The 24,911-nt window shown below is 71.8% G+C and carries 17 protein-coding genes; 6 read left to right on the top strand and 11 right to left on the bottom strand.

Features of this window, described 5'->3' with window-relative positions:
- Positions 1-56: 56 nt before the first annotated feature.
- The gene (purM, locus tag OEB96_RS33480; RefSeq protein WP_266220908.1) at positions 57-1,124 is read left to right on the top strand and encodes a phosphoribosylformylglycinamidine cyclo-ligase; all 1,068 of its coding nucleotides are present in this window, start codon (positions 57-59) and stop codon (positions 1,122-1,124) included.
- Positions 1,125-1,155: 31 nt separating this feature from the next.
- Entirely contained in the window at positions 1,156-2,718 is a 1,563-nt protein-coding gene (locus OEB96_RS33485) for a hypothetical protein (protein ID WP_266220909.1), read from the top strand.
- 137 nt (positions 2,719-2,855) lie between these two features.
- On the opposite strand, the gene OEB96_RS33490 is transcribed toward OEB96_RS33485, so the two are convergent.
- The 4 genes from OEB96_RS33490 to OEB96_RS33505 all read right to left on the bottom strand — a co-directional run bounded on the left by OEB96_RS33490 (position 2,856) and on the right by OEB96_RS33505 (position 7,266).
- The gene (locus OEB96_RS33490; RefSeq protein WP_266220910.1) at positions 2,856-4,388 is read right to left on the bottom strand and encodes a DUF4132 domain-containing protein; all 1,533 of its coding nucleotides are present in this window, start codon (positions 4,386-4,388) and stop codon (positions 2,856-2,858) included.
- 51 nt (positions 4,389-4,439) lie between these two features.
- The gene (locus tag OEB96_RS33495) at positions 4,440-5,147 is read right to left on the bottom strand and encodes a hypothetical protein (RefSeq protein ID WP_266220911.1); all 708 of its coding nucleotides are present in this window, start codon (positions 5,145-5,147) and stop codon (positions 4,440-4,442) included.
- A 212-nt stretch (positions 5,148-5,359) separates the two neighbouring features.
- Positions 5,360-5,734, bottom strand: coding sequence for a response regulator transcription factor (locus OEB96_RS33500; protein WP_266220912.1), 375 nt, complete (start codon positions 5,732-5,734; stop codon positions 5,360-5,362).
- Between the two features lie 107 nt (positions 5,735-5,841).
- A complete protein-coding gene (locus tag OEB96_RS33505; RefSeq protein WP_266220913.1) occupies positions 5,842-7,266 on the bottom strand; it encodes a metallophosphoesterase in 1,425 nt (474 codons plus the stop codon).
- Positions 7,267-7,514: 248 nt separating this feature from the next.
- Here OEB96_RS33505 and OEB96_RS33510 point away from each other — a divergent pair, with 248 nt between their 5' ends.
- From OEB96_RS33510 to OEB96_RS33520, 3 genes are all read left to right on the top strand, one after another.
- Positions 7,515-9,791 (top strand): (Fe-S)-binding protein, encoded by a 2,277-nt coding sequence (locus OEB96_RS33510; protein ID WP_266220914.1) that lies wholly within the window; start codon positions 7,515-7,517, stop codon positions 9,789-9,791.
- A 49-nt stretch (positions 9,792-9,840) separates the two neighbouring features.
- Positions 9,841-10,155, top strand: coding sequence for a BolA family protein (locus OEB96_RS33515; RefSeq protein ID WP_266220915.1), 315 nt, complete (start codon positions 9,841-9,843; stop codon positions 10,153-10,155).
- Positions 10,156-10,249: 94 nt separating this feature from the next.
- Entirely contained in the window at positions 10,250-11,347 is a 1,098-nt protein-coding gene (locus tag OEB96_RS33520; protein ID WP_266220916.1) for a choice-of-anchor D domain-containing protein, read from the top strand.
- Between the two features lie 43 nt (positions 11,348-11,390).
- Here the strand turns inward: OEB96_RS33520 and OEB96_RS33525 are convergent, their stop codons facing one another.
- Together OEB96_RS33525 and OEB96_RS33530 are read right to left on the bottom strand one after the other, a co-directional pair.
- Positions 11,391-11,855, bottom strand: coding sequence for a hypothetical protein (locus tag OEB96_RS33525; protein ID WP_266220917.1), 465 nt, complete (start codon positions 11,853-11,855; stop codon positions 11,391-11,393).
- A 166-nt stretch (positions 11,856-12,021) separates the two neighbouring features.
- Positions 12,022-13,530: a vWA domain-containing protein gene (locus OEB96_RS33530; protein WP_266220918.1), complete on the bottom strand. Its 1,509-nt coding sequence runs from the start codon at positions 13,528-13,530 to the stop codon at positions 12,022-12,024.
- Between the two features lie 183 nt (positions 13,531-13,713).
- Here OEB96_RS33530 and OEB96_RS33535 point away from each other — a divergent pair, with 183 nt between their 5' ends.
- Positions 13,714-15,057 (top strand): TlpA family protein disulfide reductase, encoded by a 1,344-nt coding sequence (locus tag OEB96_RS33535; RefSeq protein WP_266220919.1) that lies wholly within the window; start codon positions 13,714-13,716, stop codon positions 15,055-15,057.
- A gap of 61 nt (positions 15,058-15,118) precedes the next feature.
- On the opposite strand, the gene OEB96_RS33540 is transcribed toward OEB96_RS33535, so the two are convergent.
- The 5 genes from OEB96_RS33540 to OEB96_RS33560 form a co-directional block, all read right to left on the bottom strand.
- On the bottom strand, positions 15,119-17,290 hold the full coding sequence (locus OEB96_RS33540) for an NAD(P)-binding domain-containing protein (protein ID WP_266220920.1): 2,172 nt from the start codon (positions 17,288-17,290) through the stop codon (positions 15,119-15,121).
- 51 nt (positions 17,291-17,341) lie between these two features.
- The gene (locus OEB96_RS33545) at positions 17,342-19,762 is read right to left on the bottom strand and encodes a cyclic nucleotide-binding domain-containing protein (protein WP_266220921.1); all 2,421 of its coding nucleotides are present in this window, start codon (positions 19,760-19,762) and stop codon (positions 17,342-17,344) included.
- Between the two features lie 33 nt (positions 19,763-19,795).
- Positions 19,796-22,906, bottom strand: coding sequence for a serine/threonine-protein kinase (locus tag OEB96_RS33550; RefSeq protein WP_266220922.1), 3,111 nt, complete (start codon positions 22,904-22,906; stop codon positions 19,796-19,798).
- Positions 22,903-24,078, bottom strand: a complete 1,176-nt coding sequence (locus tag OEB96_RS33555; protein ID WP_266220923.1) for a serine/threonine-protein kinase — start codon at positions 24,076-24,078, stop codon at positions 22,903-22,905. Before OEB96_RS33555 ends, OEB96_RS33550 begins: the two co-directional genes overlap by 4 nt.
- Positions 24,079-24,217: 139 nt before the next feature.
- Entirely contained in the window at positions 24,218-24,907 is a 690-nt protein-coding gene (locus OEB96_RS33560; RefSeq protein ID WP_266220924.1) for an HAD family hydrolase, read from the bottom strand.
- Between the last annotated feature and the right edge of the window lie 4 nt (positions 24,908-24,911).

Consider the following 24,911-nt stretch of genomic DNA (forward strand, 5'->3'; position numbering starts at 1 on the left):
GAGCGCACCACCGTGGACGCAGGCCCCCCTGGCCTGCTAGTAGGCCAGGGCCGCCGATGGCCGACGACCAGGATCCACGACTCTCCTATCGCAGCGCGGGCGTCGACATCGAGGCCGGCAACGAAGCCGTGCGGCGGATCAAGGCGCTGGTGGCCAGCACTCGCCGCCCCGAGCAGGTCTCCGACATCGGAGGCTTTGCCGGGATGATGGGCCTGCCCGCCGGCATGCGCGAGCCCCTGCTGGTCTCGTGCGCCGACGGGGTGGGCACCAAGCTCCTGGTGGCGATCGCGATGGACCGGCACGACACGGTCGGAATCGACTTGGTCGCGATGAACGTCAACGACCTGCTGGTCACCGGAGCCGAGCCCCTGTTCCTGCTGGACTACATCGCCTGCGCCTCGCTGCAGCCCGACGTCGTCGAGGCCCTCGTCCGGGGGATCGTGGACGGCTGCCGGCAGTCCGGCTGCGCCCTGCTCGGCGGGGAGACGGCCGAGCTGCCCGGCATGTATGCGCCCGGCCACTACGATCTGGCCGCGTTCGCGGTGGGCGTGGTCGAGCGCAGCGCCGTGCTGGGCCCCGAGCGCGTGCGCGAGGGCGACGCGGTGCTCGCCCTGCCCTCGTCGGGGCTGCACAGCAACGGCTACAGCCTGGCCCGCAAGGCGCTGCTCTCCCCCGCCCACGGCGGCCTCGATCTGCGCGACCCCCTGCCCGGCCGCCCCGACACCACCGTGGGCGAGGCGCTGCTCACCCCCACGCGGATCTACGCCTCGGCCTTCGGGGCCCTGCGGGGGCTGGCCGGGGCGCCGTTGCATGCGGCGGCCCACATCACGGGCGGCGGCTTGGTCGAGAACCCCCCTCGCGTGCTGCCCCCGGGCCTCGGGATGGCCCTCGACCTCGGCGGGGTGCCGCGCCCCCCGGTCCTGGAGGCGATCGCCGCCCAGGGCGTCGGCGAGGACGAGCTTCGGCTCACCTTCAATTGTGGGGTGGGCATGCTGCTGGTGGTCGAGGCCGACGCGATCGAGCGCGTGGAGCAGGCCCTGGCCGCGATCGACGAGCCCTCGTTCCACGTGGGCCGCGTGGTGTCCCGCGGCCCGGAGGCTCCGGCCGTGACCTTCGCTTCATGACCCTCCGGGTCCCGTTCCTTGGGGTGACCGCATGGCGCTGACCACCAACCACTACGACCTCGTCGTGATCGGTCAGGACGTGGCGGGGCTGGTCGCCGCGGCGCTGGTGGCTCGCCGCAACAAGCGGGTGCTCGTCATGCCGCATGGCTCGGCCGAGGGCAGCGTGCGCCTGGGTGGCCAGCTGCTCCCCCTCGACACCGCGCCCGTGGCTCACATGGCCACCGCCCCCGTGCAGCGGGTGTTCCAGGAGCTGGGCCTGTGGCAGCAGATCCGTCGCGACCAGGGCCTGGTGGAGGGCATGGTGCACTGGGTGCTGGCGGGTCAGCGGCTGGACGTACAGCCTCCCGACGGTCGATTGCTCGAGGAGACGGCCCGCGAGTGGCCCGACGATCCGGTGGCCGAGGCGTGGTCGCTGCGCGACCGCTGGACCCATGCCACCGACGAGCTGCTCGACCAGCTGCTCACCAGCGACAACGCGCTGGTGGCCGATGGCTTCTGGAGCCGGCGGTTCCTCTCGCGGGTGGCCAGCCAGCTCCCCGCGCGCGACGTCGACGAGCTGCAGCCCCTGCCGCCCGAGCACCCGCTTCGCGCCGTGTCCCGGGCCGTGGAGCCGTGGCTGCAGCACCTGTCGCCCACCCAGCTGGGCAAGGCGGCCAGCCTGCGGCTCGCGGGGCTGTGGGCGCGCGGGCCCAACGACGTCCCCCGGGGCATGCCTCACATCCGCAAGACCCTGCTGCAGCGCATCGAGCTGCACTCGGGCGAGGTCAAGCCCGACCTGCGGGTCGCCGAGCTGCAGATCCGCCGCGGCCGGGTGGTGGGCCTGTCGCTGCTCGGCAAGCGCGACCGCTACGGCTGCGATCACGTGATCGTGGCCATGGATCCGAGGCGATTGCTCTCCGGCATGCTCCCGCCCGAGCACGTGCCCAAGCCGCTGGCCACCACCGTGCAGGCGATCGTGCCCGTCGCGTACCGGTTCGTGATGCACGCCGAGCTCGACGAGCGCGGCCTCTCCCCCGGCCTTGCGGGCACCGCGGTGTGCCTGCCCGCGCCCAAGCATCCCATCACCCCCGGCGACTCGGGCGAGCTGCAGTCGCGCGCCACCTGGGCCGCGCACGGGGTCGGCCACACCTACCTGCGGGTGCGCCCTGGCGCGCGCGAAGGCCAGCGCCGGCTCTCGATCACCCGCATCGTCGCGCCGGGCGAGGACATGGTCACGCTGCGCGAGCGGATCCTCGACGAGCTCGATCTGCGCGGCGTGCTGCCGTTTTGCCACGATCACCTCTCGCTGCTCCACTCACCGCACGATGGCCGCGAGGCCACCGACGGTCGTGGCCGGGTGCGCGCCGATCTCGGCTCCGGCACCGCGATGCAGCACCCCATGGACCCGATCTACGCAATCCAGGGCGAGCCCAGCCTGGGCGTGGGCGTGATGCCCTACGGCTCGGGGATCAAGAACCTCCACCTCGCCGGTCGCCTCACGCTTCCGGGGCTGGGCCTCGAGGGGGAATTCACCGCCGGTACGATGGCCGCCGGGTTGGTGGTGGCGCCGGCCAAGTCGCCGTTCTCGCGGTCGCCACTATTGAGCAAAGCTTAGGCAGGCGAAGCCTGCCTACAGGCCCCGCGGCGCCGCCAGGCGACGCCCCCCACGGGGCCGCCAAAGATAGCCAACCAGCCCCCAAACACACCTCGATCGCTCGTCCCCAGCTCCGCTCCCCTGCTCCGCTCCCCAGCTCAGTCCCCCTCGACTCCGAACAAGTCGCGCAGCATCACCGCGGCCTCGGACACCAGCCACGGCGGCAGGGTCTCCCACCCGCGGCGCTCACCGGGCGCCAGCACGGCCAGCGGCGGCTGTCCCTTGACCCTCACGCTCACCGAGACGCCCTCGATCGGCCGTGCCCCCCCGTATCCCGCGCCATAGCCCGCGTGCCCGATCCGGATCCGATAGGGGTCGAGCATCCACAGCTCCGCCGTGATGCCGCCGCGCGACTCCTCGTCGGACACCAGCCGCAGCGATCGCACGCGCTGGCGCCACGTCAGATGCGCGATGGGAGCCGAGGGTGGCTCGGGGAGATCGGCCGCGCTCAGCGCTGGATGTCGCCGCTGCTCGAACGGCGGCATGGCCCCTGGACGCGGCCAGTCCTCGGTCCCCCCCGCGGGATGAGCCACGCGGATCTCCCCGCCGAGCGCCAGCTGGAGCGGACCGTCCATCCCGTGCGCCACCCCATCGACGAACACGATCGGCAGGCCGCCCACGGTGAACACCACTCCGGACGCAACCGGACCCGCCAGCGGGTGCCGCACGTACGCCTCGCAGAACACGTCGAGGGGCCACGCCCGCTGCTCGATCATCGCCCGGCGAAGCACCCCGCCGATCCACTGCGACCACTCCGCCATGGTGCCCGTGGGATCGTCCTGGGTGGGCCACAGCCCCTCGATGCGCTCGTCGGAGATGGCGTCCGGGTAGCGAGGGCTCCGCAGCTCGCCCCAGCGAAAGGCCCACCGTCTGGCCTGGATCCGATCCGAGCCCATCAGCGCCAGCGCCCGCGAGCGCGACAGCTCGCCCGCCTCGACCTGCGCGGCGATCCAGTCGATCACCACCGGCGCTCGCAGGACCCGCGCCCGCATGGATGCCGGAAGCTGAGTGTCGATCACCCACTTGGCCAGATCGATCGCGGCCCCTCCCTCGATCGCGGACTCGATGAGCCCCGCCGCTCCCCGTACGGGGCCCGCCGCATCGCCATGGCCGGTCTGCAGCACGAAGGCACCCGACAACAGCTGCACCAGCACCCACGCCTGCGCCCCCACCGACAGCGGCTCGGCCGTGGCCCAGCGCAGCGGGGGGGCATCGGCCGCGCCGCGGGGCATCGGGGTGCCCGTGGCCGCGAGCGCCGCGTCCAGCAGCGGATAGTTCTGCTCGTGGACCCAGCGCTCGATCTCGTAGGCGCTGGGAACCCGCAGGTGCTCGTACACGCCCGCGGGGCCGCACGACCACCCCTGCACGTGGCGACGCAGCACGTTGTTGCGCCCGAGCAGCGCCATGGTCGTGCCCGGCCTTCCGCCGGCCTGATCGACCAGCACCGAGGCCAGCTCGGCGTCGATGCGCTCGATGGGCAGCTCCGTGATCGCGGCCAGGCGCGGCAGCGTCCACAGGCCGTTGGGGCGCCGACGCAGCAGCGTCACCAGCTCGCGTCGGAGGACCCGCTCGCGCGAGGCACTCCCGGCCAACGCCTGGGCCTGCGCCAGCATCCGCGACGGTACCTTCATGGCCGACACGTTCTCGCCCTCCTGGCCCCGATCCGCCGCACCACGCTCGGGCTACTTGGCCCGCGGCGCACCACACGACTTGCAGCTGGCCTCGTCGTGCGGGTTCTCGGAGCCGCAGTACTCGCACTTCCACGGCGCCACCTTGGCGTCGGCATCGGCCTTGGCGGCCGCGTCCTTGGCCTCCTTGGCATCCTCGGTGGCCTTCTTCTCGTCCTTCTTGTCCTTGTCGGCCTCGAGCACCGCATCGACCGCCTTGGCCGCGGTCGCGATGTCGTCCTTGATCTTCTTGACCACCGCCGTGGCGCTGGCCTCGTCCTTGGCGCCCGCGGCCAGGGCCTTGTCGGCCCGATCGAGCGCCTTGTTGGCGTCCTCGGCGGCCACCTTGGCCCCCAGCCGGCTCGACTCGTCGCCCGCCTTGGCCGCGGCCTCGACCCGCTTGGTCCGCAGGTCCTTCATGTCCTTGTCGAGCTGCTGGAGATCGCGAACGTAGCCGCCCATCAGGGTCGAGTTGGCCTCGCCGAGCTTGTTGGCCTTGGCCTCGCCATCGAGCCCCTCCGACGCATCGTAGATCCCCTTGGCCTTGCCCATGCGCTCCTCGAGCGCCGGCTTGAAGCCGGGATACGTGGCCATCAGCGCGTTGACCTTCTCGACGTTGGAGGTCCACGCGGCCTGCTCGCCCTCGACGGTCTTCTTGCAACCGCCGAGCAACAGCATCGCCACGGCCAGCCACGCCACCAGGATTCGATTCACGGTCGACACGTCGGCGACTATACCGCTGCCCGCGCCCCACCGGAACGGACCCCCACGCCTGCGATCGACGTCCACGGCGGGCCGCTCGGTCACGAGCGACCATCCGGTCGACCCCTACGCCGGCATGCCGGCGCAGGGACACGCAACCGCGCAGGACCAGCCTCGACCCCCAGCGCGACCAAGGCCTCGACTCGGCCGGACCGATGCGCGAATGCGAGACGTCAGCCGATCGCCTTGGCGACCTTGGACAGCAGCTCGTCGAGCTGGAACGGCTTGGTCATGTAGTGCTTCGCCCCGAGATTGATCCCCGCGATCATCGTCTTGGGATCGTTGTTCGAGGTCAAGAAGATCACCGGGATCGGCTTGGTCGCCTCGTTGCGCTTGATCGCCTCGACGAACGTCATCCCATCGAGCCGCGGCATCATGATGTCGACGATGATGAGATCGGGCCGAGTCCGCTCGAGCATGGTCAGCCCGGCCAGCCCGTCGTCGCAGGTCTCCACCACATAGCCCTTGGCGCGCAGCGACTTGTCGAGCAGCGTTCGAACCGAGGGGTCGTCTTCGATGACCAGGATCTGCTTGGGAGCGCCTGCCACGTTCGGGTTCCCACTTTGACACAGCCGGGGGCCATTCGTCACCCCGATCGCTCGAGTCGTCCGAGGGCGCGCTGGGTTGGCGCTGGGTTGGCCTCTGGGGTTGGCCCTCACCCCGAGGGGGCCGCCATCGCGGACCCCGTTGCCGCTTCGGCATCGGCCGTGGGTGCCCCCTCGCCCGCGGACTCGTGGGGAACCGCCATCACGTCGACCCGGGTGATCCCATCGTTGCGCCACTGTCGCAGCTCGACCTCCGTGAGCCTCCCCGTGGTCCGATCGCGCCTCACCACCAGGTGCGATCCATCCAGCCAGCTCCCGCTGTTGGCGTAGACCACGTCGCCCTGACGCTCGAGCTGTCCATGGTGGCTGTGCCCCATCAACACCAGCGGTACACGGGTGACGCTGCCCACCCGAGCCGCCACTTCCAGCATGTCGCGGGCCACGTCACGAGGCCGTCGCCCCCGTCGGATCCAGTAAAGGCTCAGGGCCGAGGCTCCGATCCCCACCAGCAGCCCCCACCACGCCGAGACGCCAAGGACCACCGACAGCCATAGCGCGATGGGGGTGGGCGTGAGGACGGCCAGCAGGTGGTCCAGCGCAGTGACCGACAGCATGCCGCCCACCGTCATCACGCTGGGCGGCGGGGCCATCTGCTCGAGCGCCGTCAGGGCGCTCATCTGCAGCCCCGCGTTGGCGGCCACCCGGGCCAGGCGCTCCTCGTGAGCCCGCTGCCCGTGCTCGTCCACCCGCCCCGTGGCGGCCCACAGCGCGAGCACCCGCCCCAGGGTGCGCAGATACAGCAGGATCACCCGAATCAAGAAGCGCCAGCCCCTCGCCAGGGCCCACCGCACGTAGTCCTGCGCGGTGAACTTGTCGGGCGCGTCGTAGTCCATCTCCGGCATCCAGTTGGAGAAGTTGCGCGTGGCCACCTCGGCCACCGTCTGCACCAGGGTGCCGCCCCGCGTGGGCGACATCGCGGCCGGGGTCGCGCAGCTCGGATCGAACTTGTGCCCGTGCTCGATCCACGCCCCGCCCTCCTCGCGCAGGAACCAGCGGACGAAGCGGATCCTCCCCGGAGGCATCGAGTCCAGGCGAACCAAGCCCGTGCGGGTCGTCCCCGGATCGAGATCGTCCTCGGCCATGGCGCCCTCGAGGCGATCCACCAGGGCCTGCCGCACCCCGGCGTAGAGCAGCTCGGCATCATGGTTGCCGGTCACGAACACCACGCCATGCCCCGCGCGGACGAACCGCGCCAGCGCATCCTCGACCCGGGGGTGGGCATCGAACACCGCGTGCAGCCGCCGAACCGCCAGGCGCTCGCCCGACTCCCCCACGTGATCCGGCAGGTCGACGTTCCAAAAGTCGATGAAGTCGCCGTTGACGATGAGCTGCCACTCGCCCTCCCGCAGGTAGTGATCGATGAAGCGGGGGAAGCTCTGCTCGATCCGCGAGGCGAGGTGCACGAACTCGCCTCGCATCCGCGGCTTGAGGTGCGAGCCCAGGTGGAGGTCGCTGATGAGCAGGAGGTCGGGCACTCGCCATCATCCTACGCTGCGCAAGATGCGCTGGCATCTGCGCGCTCCTTGGGCGGCCCAGCACGGGCGTCGGGGCGCTGGGCGCTCCTTGGGCGGCCCGGCAAGAGCATCGCCTGGCGCCGCCGCGGGGCCTTGTCGACGGGCTTCGCCTGCCTGGGGATACCTTGTGCTATAGCGCGGTCGTGGGCATGCCTACCGGTCGGTCAGGATCCCCCTCCTCCCCGGACTAGCCCCCAGGACCGCGCCTCATGGGAAAGCAGATCGTCTTCTCCATCCTCTTCGTCGCCGCGAACGCGCTGTTCCTCTACGTCCTGTCGCGGTTTGCGCGAGTCGCCATGCTCGGGCGCCCGGCCAATTTGCCCGAGACCTGGGGGCAGCGGCTGGTCAGCCTGCTCAAGTTCTTCTTCGGCCAGCGCAAGGTGATGGAGGAGCAGCGCAGCCTCCACCACCTGGCGATCTACTGGGGCTTTCTGGTGCTCACCGTCGCCAGCACCGAGATGCTCATCGGAGGTCTGCTCGGCGAGTGGTTCGACCTGGGCACGATCTTCGGCGAGACGATCCACGGGTTCATTCGGCTGGGCGTCGACGTCATGAACGCGGTGGTGTTCGTGGCCATCGGCTACGCGCTGGTGCGGCGGCTGTTCATCAAGCCCGACTTCGTGCCCGCCAACGTCGATGCGCTGCTCATCCTGGGTGCGATCATGACGCTGGTGCTCACCCACTACGGGCATCACGCGTGGGCCGCAGCCGCCCGCGGCACCGTCGATCCCATGATGCCCGTGGCCACCGCCGTCGGCCGCACGCTCGGGCTCTACACCGTCAGCGGCGCCGCGGTGACCTCCGCGTACGCGCCGGGCTGGGCCCACGTGGCCAGCGAGGCCCACTGGTGGGGCCACGTGGCGGTGCTGCTGGGCTTCCTGAACTATCTGCCGTGGTCCAAGCACATCCACGTGCTGGGCTCGGGGCCCAACATCCTGCTGCGGGATCAGGGCCAGCGCATGATCATGCCCAAGCTCCAGCTGTTCGACGGGGCCGCCGACGATCCCGATGCGCAGCCGCTGATGGAGAACTGGGGTGCGGGCAAGATCGAGGACTTCTCGTGGAAGAGCCTCCTGGACAACTACGCCTGCACCGAGTGTGCCCGCTGTACGACCTACTGCCCGGCCTTCGCGACCCAAAAGCCGCTGTCGCCCATGCACCTCATCCACGACCTCAAGGACGAGATGAAGCAGCGCGGCTTCGGGATCATCGACATCAAGTCGCTCACCAAGAAGATCGGCGTGTCCACCGAAGTCCCCGCGCCGGGCATCGAGCCCCTGCCCCTCGAGGATGGCACCCCCGAGGCCGAGGTGGCCCAAAAGCGGCAAGAGGCCTGGGAAGCCGCCAGCAAGGATCCCGCCCGCAAGCCGCTGGTGGACCGCGTGGACGCGATCAAGCAGGAGCTCGCCGCGATGGAGCCCCTGGTCGGCGGACGGATCAAGGACGAGACCCTGTGGGCCTGCACCACCTGCGGCGCGTGCCAGGAGGTGTGCCCGGTGTTCATCGACCACCCGCTCAAGATCGTTCAGATGCGCACGCACATCGTGCTCAACGACGAGAGCGGACGGGTCCCCGGCGAGCTGGTGACCACGTTCGGCAACATCGAGGGCTCGGGCAACCCGTGGGGCCTGCCCCAGGACGAGCGCATGCGATGGGCCAGCGACCTCTCGGTGCCGACCATCGAGGAGCGGCCCGACGCCGAGTACCTGCTGTTCGTGGGCTGCGCGGGCAGCTACAGCGACATCAGCAAGAAGGCCACCCGCGCGCTGGTTCGCTGCCTCGACGCGGCCGGGGTCAGCTACGCGGTGCTCGGCGAGAGCGAGCCCTGCACCGGCGACACCCTACGCCGCGGCGGCAACGAGCTGGCCTTCCAGATCCTGGCCCAGACCAACGTCGACATGCTCAACGAGGCCGGCGTCAAGAAGATCATCGCCAGCTGCCCGCACTGCTTCCACACCCTGGCCAACGAGTACCCGCAGTTCGGTGGCAAGTACGAGGTCATCCACCACGCCAAGCTCATCGCGCACCTCATCGACAGCGGCAAGCTCAAGGTGGAGGCCCCGCTGCAGAAGAAGCTGACCTACCACGACAGCTGCTACATCGGGCGCTGGAACGGGATCTACGACGAGCCCCGCCGTGCGCTGCGGACCGCCAACCGGGGGGGGGCCGACGGAGGCCTCGTCGAGCTCCCGCGCAACCAACAGCACGGGTTCTGCTGCGGAGCCGGAGGCGCGCGCATGTGGATGGAGGAGGAGCCCGACAAGCGCGTCAACGTCAACCGCGCCAAGGAGGTGATCGACGCTGGGGTCGACGCGGTGGCGGTGGCCTGCCCGTTCTGCAAGACCATGCTCAGCGACGGCGTCAAGCACTTCGACAAGGACGAGGACATCGAGGTCCTCGACATCGCCGAGGTGGTGGCCGCCACCCTGCCCGCCCCGGCGGCCGCGCCCTCGGACGGGGCCGCCGATGATGCGGCCGCCCAGTAGCGGCCGGCCATTTGCATCCGCCCCGTCGCATCCGCCCAGGAAGCCTGCCATGTCGGTCCAGCAGACCATCCACGACAAGCTCGTCGACGCGCTCGCGCCCGCGGTGCTCGAGGTGATCAACGAGAGCCACATGCACAGCGGGCCGGCCACCGAGAGCCACTTCAAGGTGGTGGTCGTGACGGCTCGCTTCGACGGGATGCCGCTCTTGCGTCGCCATCGGCTCGTCAACGACACCCTGGCGGCCGAGCTCGGAGGCGGGGTACACGCGCTGTCGATCCACGCCTACACCCCCACGCAGTGGCAGGACCGCGGCGGCGAGATTCCGCGCTCTCCCCCCTGCCGGGGCGGCAGCAAGGCTTCCTGAGGGCCTTCGGCCCCAGCACGAGGGTCCGGTCGCGCGAGCGGAGGTTGAAATTGGCCGATGAGCGACCGCGGGGTCGTGTTACCGTAGCAGGCCAATGTGGGGTCGAGGGACGTGGGCCTGGGGACTGGGGCTGCTGATTCCGCTCGTGGGGTGCTCACCCAATACGGGCGGCGTGGGCACGTCGACGGCGGCGTCCATTGGAGACGGGGACGAGGGCACCGATGGGCCCTCGACCTCCGACGCGCAAGACGGACCGCACGACACCGGCAACGGTGAGGGGGGCGCCACCAGCCACGCGACGGAAGTCGACGACGGCGTCACGGGAGCCGATTCCAGCCCCACCAGCGGCCAGCCTGCCACCACCACCCATGATGGCGGCCCGCTCCTGGTGATCGCCGAGGGCCCGAGCTTCGACTACGGCAACGTGGTCGCGGGCACCCAGACCACGCACGTGTTCACGGTGTCCAACGAGGGGGACGCCGAGGCCACCGGGATCGCGAGCATGACCACGATGGCTCCGTTCTCGATGGTCGGGGGCACCTGCGGCGCGAGCCTGACGCCGAGCACCAGCTGCACGGTGGAGGTTCAGTTCGCCCCGTCCGACTGGGGCCCCTACGCCGCCACGCTGTCGGTCGCACACGACGACGGCGAGGCCTCCTGCGATCTTGCGGGCGGGGCCAGCGGGCAGAGCGACAACCTCATTTCGAACCCCGCGGGCGAGAACACGGGGACCCCTCCGCCGAGCTGGTCCGACGTGGGGGCCGGCAACTGGACCGCGGGCAACCCATGGCCGGGCCAGCCCAACCCGTTCCTGGGCATGGGGCACCTGGCCGCCTATGACGGCCCCAGCAACGAGGACTACGTGCTGCGTCAGGACATCGACGTGAGCGCCTGGGCCCAGGCCCTCGATCAAGGCGTGCTTCGCTTCTCGTTCCAGGGTCGCGGCCGCAGCTATCTGTTCAACAACGACAGCCATCGGATCCGCATTCGCTACCGCGACGCAGGTGGAACCGACCTCGACACCTGGGACACCGGCTGGCAGGGAGCGGGCTCGTGGCAGGTGTATGACGACGATCGCACGGCGCCCTCCGGGACCCGCTCCGTCCGCGTGGATCTGCTGTGCCGGAAGACCAACGGCGACTACTGCGACGCGTACTACGACGAGCTCGATCTGCGCGCGTCGTATCCATGAACGCCCTCGGCACCGCCGAGCGGAGCAGGACCCACGCGCGGCGTCAGCGGCCGTGCGCCAGCACGCGACGGCCGTCCTCGAAGAACACCGTCATCTTGCCGGGGCCGGGTAGATCCTCGACCACGCCCTGCCCGAACTTCGCGTGCTCGACCCGCTCCCCGGGCTCGTAGGCCTCGGTCATCTTGTACAGCCGGATCGGCCGCGAGAGGTCGGGATCGACCTTGGGCTCGTCCAACGCCGTCTTGCCCTTCTTGGGGGCCTTCCTGGCCGACTTGCTCACGCTCGACGATCGCGTCGGGGCCTTGCGCGCGGGGGCGACCTTCTTGCGCGACTTGGGCTCGGCGTCCACGCGCTCCTCGCCCTCGGGAGGACGGTAGCGGTGGTAGGCCATGCACTCCTTGCATTGCACCCGGGTGATCTTGCCGCCCTCCACGGCCACGATCACGTGCCACACCTCGCCGCACTTGCGGCAGACCGCCTCGACATCCTTTCCGACCGCGACCTGCATCGTTGGGGCTCGGATGATACCCACCCTGGCCGCGCGGATCAGCGTTCGGCCCGCAAATGCGCCACGAGGGCTCGCAGCGCACCGCACCGCCTTCGGGGGCCAGGGGCATGCGCGCGTCGGGCCGGTGGGGTGCCTTGGATTGCGCCCCGGGACCTCGACCTCGCGCCTACAGGCCGAACTCGTCGAGGGCCCCCGCGTTGCTGCGGATCTGGGCCTTGCCCTTGCGGCTGGCCGCCGGAGCGGGCTCGGCCGCCGCGGCCGAGAACCCCTGCTCCGCTTGCTCGAGCGCGTCGAGCTGCCGCTCGAAGTCCTCGTCGAGCAGCGGCTGCTGCGAGACGTCGGCCTTGGTGCGGGCTGCGTCCTTGCGCTCGCGGATCCGCCCTCGGCTGCTGTCGAGGGTGCGCTGGGCCGCCACCACGTCGCCCTCGGCGAACAGCTCGTTGGCGCGAACGAGCGCGGCCGAGGTCTCCGAGCGAGCCACCCGTGACTCGACCAGCGGATCGAGCGGCGACACGGCGCGCGAGTCAGCGGTGAGCTGGGCGACGAGCGAGCCCTGACAGTCGCCGGGGCTCTGGCGGGTGAGGTCCTCGTAGCGCATGCGCACCTCGGCCACCGCACGATCGCCGGCCTGTCCACGAGGCACCCGCAGACGCACCAGCAGGGTCTTGGTGTCGCCCTGGGCGAACGCGCCGAACGGCACGAAGATGCGGTTGCCGTCGCGGGAGAAGCTGCGATCCATGACCTCGAGCAGCTGCACGCCGGGGGCGAGGTCGAGCTCCACCTCGGCGCGGCTGGCCACGGTGCGCACGAGGCTGTCGAGCTCCTCGTCGAAGATGCGGGGCAAGCCGGCCTCGTTCTCCACGAAGTAGTGGCGGCCGTTGGAGCTCTGGGCCACCGCGAACATCACCCGCTCGTTGTAGTCGACGTCGACGCCGATGGAGCTGATCGCCACGTCGCGCGAGCGAGCGTCCTCGGCCAGGCGCTCGAATCCCGGCACGTCGCGGATGCCCGCGTTGGCCTCGCCGTCCGACAGCAGCAGCATGCGGGACACGCCCGGGCGACGGCCCATCACGGACAGACCGGTCTCGATGCCGCAGGAGATGCAGGTGTGGCCCTGGGCCTCGACGCTGCGCAGGGCGAACAGCACGTCGTCGCGCGAGCGAGCATCGAGCACGGTGGCCGGCACCACGACGGTGGTCTCGGTGTTGTAGGTGACCACGCTGACCGTGTCCCCGTCGCGCAGACGACGGACCATGCCGCGCGCGGCCGCCAGCGCATTGTCGAGGCGGCGGCCCTCCATCGAGCGCGAGCGATCGATGACGATGGAGAGGTTGACCGGCGCCGGCGTGCTGGCGAGTTCCTCGGCCGCCGCACGCACGTTGAGCATCAAGAAGGTCTCGTTGTCGCGGGTGGCGTCGAGGGTGGGATGGCCCAGGCGCCCCTCGAGCATCAGCGTGGAGCCCGAGGTGAAGGCCGCTCCGGAGCCCGCGTTGGTCGCGAGGAGGTCGCCCAGCAGGCTCGTACGGGGGGAATCGGTGAGGGTGGGCCGGGGTGCCGTGACCGCGAGCGCGGGAGTCGGGGACTTGGCGCTGGCCGGGGGAGTCAGGGCCCAGACGCCGGCGCTGGTCAGGGCCATGCCGAGGGTGGAGAGCAGGGCAACGGTGGCGAGCTTCATTCGGATTCCTCCGCCAGGGGCGCGTGCCGGGGGCAGTACGCACGGGGGTATGGGTGGATCTGAATATCCTGGTTGGGCGCCCGAGGGACGACCACAAGTGCACGCGTGTTTCACGCAAGTGCAGTTCCTCGGGACTCGGTGGTAGTGCGGTGAAGCCGCGGAGGCTCGGGTATGCTACGGGGCATGCGTCGCGTCCTGCTCGCCCTTGCATGCTGCTTCGTGGGCCCGATCGCGTGTGGAACCGAGCCTCCACCTCCACAGCCCGTCGCCACCGATCTCGACGCAGCCAAGTCCTCGGTGCCCCTCCCCTCGGAGGCCTCGGTCAGGGCCCATCCCAATCTCAACGGTACGTGGCGGGCCACGTTGGCGAGTACGGGCGGTGAGCTGCCGTTCCGCCTCGAGCTTCGCTCGTCGGCCGATGGCACCCTCGGGGCCACCATCGTCAACGGCCCCGAGCGGCTCGAGCCCTCTCGCGTGGCCTGGGACGGTGACGAGCTGGTGATCGCGTTCGACGTGTACGACTCCGAGATCCGGGCGCGGGGCGATGCCGATGCGCTCTCGGGAACATGGGTCCACACCATGCCCTTCGGGCAGGAGTCGATGCGGTTCTCGGCCATTCGCGATGCCGGGCCTCGCTTCGTGGGAGACGTCGAGCCCCCCGCCCACGAGGTCCCCGCATCGATCGACGGCAACTGGGCCGCCACGTTCACCGAGCCCGACGGCTCGACCTTCGCCGCACAAGCCGTGATCACGAGCCGCGGCGATCGGCTCGAGGCCACGTTCCTGACCGACACGGGCGACTTTCGCTACCTCGACGGACGCTACGTGCAGGGGCGGCTGGAGCTTTCGTGCTTCGACGGCGCGCATGCGTTCCTGCTGCGTGCCGACGTGGGGACCGACGGAGCACTCGCCGGGGACCTGTGGGCCATGAGCCGGATCCACTTCACCTGGCGCGCGACCCCGATGGCCGACGGCGATCCGAGCCCGCTGGCCGATCCCTCGACGATCGTGGGCCTGACGCCCGAGGCCGACGGGCGCATGCAGTTCGCGTTCCCCGATCTGACGGGGACGATGGTTCGACACGACGATCCTCGCTTCGACGGCAAGGTGGTGTTGGTCGAGCTGTTCGGGACATGGTGTCCCAACTGCAACGACTACGCGCCGCTGTTGGAGAGCTGGCACGAGCGCTACGGCCCGCGCGGGCTGGAGATCGTGGGGCTGGCGTTCGAGATGACCGGGGATCCGCAGCGCGACCGGACGTTCGTGCAGCGGTTCGCCGAGCGCCACGGGATCGCGTTTCCGCTGCTGCTCGCGGGTGAGAGCGACAAGGCCAAGGCGGCCCTGAACATCCCTGCGATCACGAAGGTGGAGGCCTACCCCACCACGATCCTCATCGATCGTCACGGCAAGGTCCGCCACACCCACAGCGGGTTTGCGGGGCCCGCCACGGGCTCGCACCACACCGAGCTGCGGACGGCGCTCGAGCGTCGGATCGAAGCGCTGCTCGCCGAAGCCGCGCCGCAGTGAGCGAGCGGGCCCCGCTCACGCGCACGATCACCGGCGGCCTCGCCCGTGATCGCCCTCGACGCTACGGGGCCGCGGGCGGGCGATCGTCCGGGGCCGCGGGCGGCCGATCGTCCGGGGCCACGGGGGCTCGTACCCGGGCCCGCCGGACCCCCGCGGTCTCGAGGAAGCCCCAGGGGGCCAGCGAGCCGATCATCACCATCATGACGTCCCACGGCACGGAGGACTCGCCGTCGCGTCCACGCAGCACGATCGCGCCCTCGTCGACCCGCACCACCTCGGTGCCGAGCCTCAGATCGATCCGCCCCGCCGCGGCCAAGCGCTCGACCTGCTCGATGTTGCGGCCCTTGCCGCGGCGAAACTCGCGTCCGCGGTACGACACGGTCACCGTGGTGCTCGGCTGCCGCGACAGCGCGATCGCGGCCTCCATCGCGACGTCCCCCAGGCCGACCACGAGCACCCGCTGGCCGGCGAAGCTCCGCGCATCGGCCATGCTGTAGTGCACGCGGGCGGCGAGCGCCTCGGGAATCGGCACGTCGAGCTTGCGCGGGGTCCCGCGGCGCCCGAGCGCGAGGATGACCCGCCGCGCCCGCCAGCGCCGGGGGCCCGCCTCGCCCTGCCCCTCCACCTCGAACCGCGGCCCCGATCCGCCGGGGACCGAGCGCACGGCGGTCACGCGCACGCCCTCCTCGATCGGCAATCGACGCGAGCGAATGATCCTTCGCCACTGACCCAGCAGCTCCTCCTTGGTCGACTCGGCGAGCCACAGGTCGCCCTCGAGCGGCAGCCCCAGCGGCTGATCGAACACCAGCTTGCCCCGCGGGAACGAGCGAATGCTCTCCGCCACGCTGCCCTGCTCGAGCGTGACCGTGCGCAGCCCCGCCTCGGCCGCGGCGAGCGAGGCCGACAGCCCGGCGGGACCGGAGCCCACGACCACGAGATCGAGCAGCTCGACCGAGGGGTCCTCGCCCGTCGAGCCCGCCCCCGCGCGCCCGGGCTCGGCGCGGAGGCTCTCGATCGCCGCCCTCGCGGCGCGAGCCCCTTGGTTGATCGCGTTGCGAATGAGCGGCAGTCCGGTCAGATCACCCGCCACGTAGAGGCCAGGGGTATCGAGCGACTGCAGGCTCCCGTCCACGCGCGGGCGATCCTCGATCGGCTCGCCGTCGGTGACCACGAGCGAGCCGTTGGGGCAGCGTTGCTCGCACAGGGTCAGGCCGCAGCAGTCGTCGGGCCGCACCACCACCGCCACGAAGCTGCGCACCTCGAGCACGTCGTAGGGGCACGCGTCCACGCACGCATGACAGCCGATGCAGGTCGCGGTGTTGATCTGGGGCAGTCGCTTGACCTTGGGGGGCTCGACGGCCGCGGCCACCACCGGCCCGCGACGACGCCGGGCGAGCACCCATCCGAGCAGGCGCGCCAGGCCCCACGCGCTCGTCCCGGCCAGCGCCGCCACCCCGATCCACCACCACGCCGAGCCCTCCCTGGGTGGCGCCTGCGGAGCCACGGGGATCGCCGTCACGGCCCGACGCGCGGCGGTCCATAGCTGCGAGCGCGCGTACACCCCCTCGCCCCTCGAGAAGCTGTCCCAGCGAAACTCCTGGTGCTCGTCGAAGCACACGGTGGGTCGTGCATCGCCGAGCGACCGCTGCTCCGCAAAGAGGCAGCGCACGATCGGATCCTCGCTCGCGTCGGGATCATGACACCGGGCACAGCGACCGGCCGGGATCACCGGCACCCGCTCGAGCTCGGCCAGGGCTGGCCCGTGCAGCTCGGGCACCTCTTGCTTGGCCCCCGCGCCAAAGCGCAGCACCGCTCCCTCCGGCAAGAACGCCACCCCGCCGTAGTCGCCGTGCGCCGCGTGGCAGCTGGTGCAGGGCAGCGCTCCGGTCCCGGCGAGGCGCCGATGCCCGGGGCGGGTCGACGGATGCGGCCCATGACAGCTCACGCAGCGCGAAGCCACCGGCTGCCCGTCGTCCGCATGGCAGCTCGCGCAGGTCGTCGCGGCCTGGTGGGCCACCGACACCGGACCCGGCGCACGCTCGGTGGTGGGATCGATGGTCAGCACCATCGCGCCCACCACCGCCAGGGCTGCGGCCACCGAAGCGCCCAGCACCCCGCGAAAGCGCCGAACGTCGCTGGTCTCCTCGGCGCGCGGCGCCGTGCGCCGGCGCCCCCCGAGCGCACCGGCGCGCGCCGAGAACATCCCCTCGCGCTGCCGTTGGTGCTCGCTCATGTGGTCGTCCTCGAAACTCCCCCCGGCTCGAGCGCCGTCGGACTCGATGGCTCAGGGTCCCCCGAGCATCACCGCCACGTGCAGGCCGAGCAAGGCCAACGCGGTGGCCGACACCACGATGTGCAGCGGCAGCCATCCACGCAGCATCGCGGTGAGCACCCGCCGGGCCGGCAGCGCCCGCAGCTCCACCGCCGTGCGCAGCAGCTCCGGCAGCCCCCCGAGTCGATCCTCGCCCCGGCCCTGCCGCATCGCGTCGATCTGGGCCTGCAGGCGCGCCTCCTCCTGGGCCAGCGTTCGACCGCGCAGGCACAGCACCAGCGGCCCGTGGAGCGCACGCGCATAGGGAACCAGCACCCTCGCCGCGATGGTCTTGACCAGCTCGTCGCGCCCGCTGGCCTGCACGAACAGACGATCGAGCAGGGCCCGCCGCTGGGTCGCCAGATCCTCGGGCAGGTCTCCGCGGCGCTCGAGTGCGGCCAGTCGCCGTGGGATCACCCGGTAGGCCACCGCGCCCAGCACCCCGAGCAGCGAGACCAGCCAGAATGCGAGCCACAGGCTTCCCGCCGGGTTGGGGGGCAGGCGCAGTCCGGCGTGCCCGAGCGCGGCCGCCATGGTGAGCACGCCGAGCACGAGGTGCACGGTGAGCCACGGGCGGATCTTCGAGCGCGGCGCCACGTCGGACCGAGACCGGACGCCCTCGACCGTCTCGGCCAGGCGTCGCGCCGCGCTGCTGCGTCGTCGACGACGCATCCACAGGCTCACGATCCGCTTGGGCACCGCGTATGCGACCAACCCCACCATGCCCACCGCCGCCACGACGCCCGCGGTCAGCCCCGGGCCCGCGCCGGGGGTCCACACCCCGACGTGCTGGAGCCGCCAGGCCGTGATCCCGAGCCCGAGACCCGCCGCGATGCCCAGGCCACGCACGAGGCCATGCAGCCACTGGGTCGCCGCCTGGCCACGGCCGCCGGCCGCGGCGGTGGCCGGCTCGCCGGCGCCGAGCACCGCCGCCACCTCGGCCACGTCGCGCGAGGGATCGAGCCGAAGGATCGAGCCGGTCGGGCATGCTTGCACGCACCCGGGCGCCTCGTAGGCCCGACACAGATCGCACTTGGTCGCGAGCTCGGCCGACAGCGTCGCCGTCGTCGTGCCCGCCGAGTCTCCTCCCCCACCCCGTGCACGCGCCACGGAGAGCGCACCGGGTCGAGGGGCCATGCGGATGTTCTCCCAGGGGCAGGCCTTCGCACAGTTTCCACAGCCCGTGCACAGGTGGTCGCGAATGAACACCTCGCCCTCGGGATCGCGACCGATGGCGCCCGTGGGGCAATCGATCATGCACACCGGATTCTTGCAGTGCTGACACGAGTTGGGGAGCATCAGGCTGCGAAGCGCCGCGTTGGCCCTCGCGCTACCCGTTGTGACGGGGGCTGCGACGGGCGCTGCCGTGGGGCCCACCGTGGTGAGGATCTTGTCGCCGCGTCGGACCAGCCGCGAGGTCCCGTGGATCGCCTGGCAGGCCCACGCACAGTGACCGCAGCGCACGCAGGTCTCCTGGTCGATCACCAGCAGCGAGCGCGCCATCTGCATGCGGTAGAGGTCCTTGAACACGTGCTGCGTCGAGCGAGCGGCGGCGGCTCCCACCGCCTGCGCCTGGGCCTCGTGCCGATCGGCCGCAATCCGTGCGAAGCGGTCGAGCAGCCCCGGATTGCGATCGAGCAGCGAGCGCAGCGCCGCCGCCGGCAGCAGCAGCAGGCGCGTCTCTCCCATCGCCACCGCCGAGCAGCGCCGGGCCTCGCCGGTGCGTGCCTCCTCGTCGCCGAAGCCATCGCCCCGGGTCAGGTAGGCGCGCACGTGGATCCGATCGTCGTCCTCGGTCTGCAGCTGCACCAGGCCATCCACCACCAGCCACAGCCCATCGGGCGGATCGCCAGCCGCGTAGATCGGCGTGCCGCGTGCGACCTTGGTCGGGCGCACGGCATCGAGCACGAGGTCGAGCTCGGGCTCCGGGAGCGCACGGGTGGCCGCCATCGTGCGCAGCAGATCGCGAGTCGACAGCCGCTGCAGCCTCCGCAGCTCGCGATCGGCCAGCGGCGCGCCCCCGCTGCGCCCCGCCCCGCGCAGGAACAACGCCGCGGGCAGCTCGACCACCCGCGACGCCTCCCTGGCCACCGCCCGGCCCGAGCGCCCCCTCTCTCCGGACAGGCCCTCCGACAGCGCCTCCTCGCCGAGCGTGTCGCCCGGCCCGGCCGTGCGGAGCACCGAGTGCACCTCGTCGCCGCGTCGCTGCGCCCACAGCTCGACCGCCCCCTCGAGCACCACGTAGAACGCATCGGCCGGATCGTGCTCGCCGAACACCTGCTGTCCCGCACCCAGGCTCCGCACGCGGCCCGCGGCCGCCAGGGCTCGACGGGCCGCCTCGTCCAGGCCCCGCAGCACCGGGGCGCTCCACAGCCGCGCCCACGGATCACTCATGGGCGGCCCCCCGTGACGGCTCCGCCGGCCGGCTCATGGGATCTCGACCTCGACGCGATGCAGCTCGATCACCTCGAGTCGCTCGAGCATGTCGTGGGTGACCAGCGGCCCGCTCGGCCGCAGCCCCCGCGAGGCCTGCTGCACCTCGTAGTCGGCGAAGGCCCGCACGAGGAACGGAGGAAACGCCCGGAACATCAGCCGCGCATCCACCGAGAACGGCCCGCGACCCGCCGCGGGCAGCTCGTAGGTGTAGCGCAGCGTCACTCCCGGCGGAGCCGAGCGCGAGTCGATGATCGCATCGGGACCCTTGGTCACCCCACGCGATGCATCGAGCCCCCCCACCGGGAAGTAGGTCTCGAACAGCGCCTCCTCGCCCGCGAGGTTGGAGATGCACTCGCCCGTGTCGAGATCGTACGCCCCATCGTCGAAGCGATCGGCCCGAGTGCGCCCCTGCCCCGGCCCGGGCTGGCAGCGGCCGAAGGCATCCACGAACCCGATGCACTTGACGCAGCGCAAGAAGCCGTTTTGCAGGTTGACCAGGCCGCGCCCGCGAAACCGCGTGCCGCCGAGCAGCGGATTGGGGCTCCACTGCGGCAGATCGCGGCCGTCGATCACGTCGGCCCCGAACACGCCGAGCGGCCGGCCCTCCTCGTCGGCGAAGCGATCGTCCACGTTGATGCGCACGAATTCCTTGTCGTGGAGATCCTCGTCGCCGCGATCGACCCGGCCGACCTCGTACACCAGCCGCCCGTCCGCGTCGGTCACCCGCAGGTGCACCCAGAACTCGCGCTCCTGCGAGAACCCGGCCGGCACCCGGTGCCCCGCGCCCACGTTCTCGAGCTCGATCGGAATCTCCAGCCCGCCCCCCCGTCGGGTCGCGCCCACCACCTCGAAGCGAAACGTGCGGCCGAGCAGCAGGTCTCGACGCGGTCGCAGCCCCCGTGGCAGACCGGCCTCGTCGAGGGTGGGATCGTCGAGCAACACGTCGCCGAGCTCGGGTGACAGCGGCACGTCGACGCCCGAGAAGTAGTGCGTGGTCACCTCGTGGGGAGCACCCGAGCCGATCGCCGTGCGCTCGACCGGATAGGCCCCGGGGGCCCGCGGCTCGAAGTGCGAGCCCGGCGGGCACGCGCGCCGCAGCGCGGTGGCCGATCCCGGCACGAATGCCGCGAACGACTCTCCCTCCTGGTCCGGCACGCAGACCCCCGGATACGCGCTCATGTGGCAGTCCTGGCAGCTCGCGGGGCTCCGCCCGGCGCGCCGCTCGTCGTCGGCCCACGCCGCCCACTCCGAGTAGGCATTGCGCAGTCGCTTGAAGTGCTCCCCGCGATCGCGCACGCCCAGCACGTCGGTCCCGAACAGCCGCACGTCGTGGCAGGCTCCGCAGAACTCGCTGCTGCGCAGGTAGTCCTTGGTCGATGCCTCCGGCCGCAGGTGGGTTCCCCCCGGCACCTCGGTCCCCGCACGCGCCCCCGACCGACCATGGCCCGTCAGCAGCACGCCCGGATCGAGCTCGTAGCCGCTGTTGGCGATGCCCGGCTGGCCCTGGCGGTCCTCGGGGCGCGACGAGAAGCGCAGCCCGGAGATGAACGAGACCCAGTCGGCGTTGCCCTCGTAGCGACCCACCGCGGCGTTGCCCGGGCGCGCCGGACCCTGCGCGGTATGGCACACCGCACAGCCGATCCCCTCCATCGTCGCCGCGGGCATCAGATCGCGCAGCGGCTGGCGGCTGCCCGAGCGCCCGGCTCGACCATCCCACGCGGGCATGCCCGCCCGCAGGTTCTCGCCGGCCGTGTGGCAGTTGACGCACCAGTGCTCGCCCCCCGAGCCGGTGATCGGCAGCCCGCTGTCCCGGTCCCGACACGCCGTGCTCGGATCGGCCTTGCGCAGCACGCCGGCGCCTTGCGGGCACGAGAAGTCCTTGCCCACCTGCTCCTCGATGAGCATCTCGAGCCCCTGGAACAGCGGGCTGCGAGCCGAGTGGGCCATGACCGACTGCGTCCACTGGGCCACCTGCCGCGGGTGGCAGCTGGCACAATCCTCCGCCCGGGCGTGATCGAGATCGAGGGATGCGGCGGTGCCCACCCGAGGAGCGACCGCAGCCGATGGCGGCTCGACCACCGGCCCCAGCGCGACGGCCAGCAACAGGCCCAGCGCCCACGGCAGCATGAGCGCGATCCGACCGAGCCAGCGCGAGCGGCTCGCTCGCGGCGAAGCCTTCACGGCCAACGCCGACCGGTTCACGCCCCTCGCCGCCGCCGGCGATGCACGCTCGGCCGCTGCCGCCAGCCGCTCGATCCGCTGGCGACTCGGCGCGGGGCCGAGCCCCCCCGTACGCGCGTCGGTCTTCTCGGCTCCGGCCTCGAACGCGAGCAGCCGCGTCCTCAATTGCGCGGCCGAGGCCGGGCGCAGGCTGGGCTCGGGCTCGAGCAGCTGCAGGCACAGCGACTGCAGCCCCGGCGGGAGCTGCCCCGCGATCTCGTCGGGCAACGGAGGGGCGCCCGTGCTCGCTTGCTCCTCCAGCCCGCGCCGCAGCCCCTTGCCCGAGAACGGGTGGTGCCCCGCCAGCGCACGATAGAGCACCAGCCCCACCACGTAGCGATTGGCCCCCGCGCCCCACGGCTCGCCGCGCGCCACCTCGGGTGGGGTCCACCTCGACAGGCCAGGACTCCCCGTGACCGTGGACTCGCCCGCGCCCACGAGCCCGCGCACCAGCGACTCGGCGCGTAGCACCACCGTGCCCGAGTCCTCGTCGAGCGCGACCTCGGCCGGCTCGAGCGGCCCCGGAAACAGGCTCTGCGCCTCGCACCACGCGAGCCGCTCGACCAACGCCCCCACGACGGGCCGCACGCGTGCCCACGGATGGGGCCCCTGCCGGAGCCACCCATCCAGACCGGCCGCAGCGGCCGGGCGCCACAGCCAGGCCCCGTGCTCGTCGCGTCCCGCCTCGCCGAACCCTCCAAGGCCCATCGGCCCCCACGCGCGCAGCCGTGCCAGGGCCGGGTCGTCCTCGCGGTCGAACCTCCATAGCTCGGCCCCGTCGTCGAGCACGGTGCGGCGAGCACGACCCAGCGGCTCGGAAGGCCCCGCGCTGCGATCGCGATCCGAGCCCGGAGGCGCGCGGTGGGGCAGTGCGTCGCTCACCGTCGTCCGGCCGGATCGGGTCGCGCCGCGGCCGAGACCGCGGAGGAATCGAGCTGCGCCCCCGAAGCGCTTCCGGTGCGGACCAAGTAGGTCACCACCCCAGCCGCCACCGAGAGCAACACGATGATCACCAGGGCCACGACCGCCGGGATCTGGCGCGGCCCGCTGGCGCGCTCGATGAGCCCGATCGTGTCCGCCGCGACCGGGGGCGTGGACGGACGCGACACCACCGCGGGCACGTCGGTGTCGCGTCCCGTGGGACTCGACCCGATCGAGGATGGGGCCGACGAGGGGCTCGACGGCGATGACGCCGACTGCGTCCTGGACGAGCGAGCGCCGGCACCGAACAGATCGAGCTCGGCGACCGAGAACGGCTCGAGCGCCTCGATCACCGCCTGTGCCGACTCGGGCCGGTCCTCGGCGCGCTTCTCCAGCATCTGGAACAGCAGCCGCTCCACGCCCTTGGGCAGGCCCTTGCGCACGTCGTCGGGCAGCGCCGGTGCCGGTTCCGTACAGTGCAGGTTGAGCAGCTCGCGGGGCGAAGCCGAGGAGAACGGCGGCTGGCCGGCGAGCAGCTCGTAGAACACCAGCCCCAGCGCATAGAGGTCGGCGCGCGGTCCCACGTCGCCCGCGTCGATCTGCTCGGGGCTCATGTACTGCAGCGTACCCACCGAGTGCGTGGTCCCCTGGCGCATCGCCTCGAGCACCTTGGCGATCCCGAAGTCCATCACCTTCACGCGCCCGTCCTGGAGCACGATCACGTTCTCCGGCTTGAGATCGCGGTGGACGATCGGCGGCGACTGGCGGTGCGCGGCCGAGAGCCCCGCGGCGATCTGCACCACGAGCGACGCGGCCTCCGTCCACGGCAAGCGCCCGCGCTCGACCAACACCTCCCGCAGCGTGGGACCCTCGAGGAACTCGAGCGCCATCACCAGCTCGCCCTCGACCTCCTGGCAGGCCAGGCAGCGCACCACGTTGGGGTGGTCCAGGTGCGCCAAGATCGTCATCTCGTTCAGGAACAGCCGGCGGCCATCCTCGGCCTTGGCCAGCTCCGGGCGCAGCACCTTGAGCGCCACCCGTCGCTTGCTCAGGCGCTCCTGCGCCTCGTAGACCTTGCCCATGCCGCCCTCGCCGATCAGGCGGGTAACCAGGTATTCACCGATCCGATCCATCGCCGCGGGGGCCTAACGTACGTGCCGCCGATTGGTGCTCCACGCTGATCGCGCAGTCGTGGACCGACGGGATGACGCCATGACCGGTGGGAATCCTTGCGGTTTTCGCTCTGCGCAGGGGCCGCAATCCCCGGGAGCCTCAGACCAGCCTCGCGCGAAGCCAGGCCAGCGCTTCGGGAGCCGCCAGGTCGCCCACGACCATCGTTGCCCCCGCCTCTCGCAGGGCCGCCTCGTCGTAGTGCGAGGTGGCCACCGCCAGGCTCTGCGCCTCGATCGCCCGCGCCGCCTCGACGTCGCGCGGCGTATCGCCGATCACCACCACCCGGCAGTGCTCCATCGCGCGACCGAGCCGCGCGGCCCCGCGCCGAGCCCCCACCCGCAGCAGCTCCGCCCGCTGCTCGTGATCCGAGCCGAAGCCGCCGAACCCGAAGCACGGTCCCAGCCCTGCGGCGTCCAGCTTGGCCCGGGCCCCCGCCTCCACGTTACCCGTACCCACCCCCACCGCGGCCCGGCCCGTCACCGCCTCGAGCACGGCATGGACGCCCGCGAGCACCCGCGGAGGGGCCGCGCCGAGCTCCGCGGGCAGCCGCTCGAGATAGGCCGAGATCACGCTGGCGATCACGCCGTCGTCCTCCACCAGCCCCGCCGCCCGCAGCCCCGCCCGCACGATCGACGGATCGGTCATGCCCGCGAAGCGAACCTCGGCGAGGCCGTCGGCGCGGCCCGTGACCGCCAAGAAGCCCGCCTCCATCGCCCGGCGTCCCGCCCCGTGGGCGTCGAGCAGCGTGCCATCGATGTCGAACAGCAGGATGGTTGCTCGAGTCTCCACCGCG

The organism is Paraliomyxa miuraensis (genome assembly GCF_026337845.1).
Lineage (GTDB): Bacteria > Myxococcota_A > Polyangia > Nannocystales > Nannocystaceae > Paraliomyxa > Paraliomyxa miuraensis.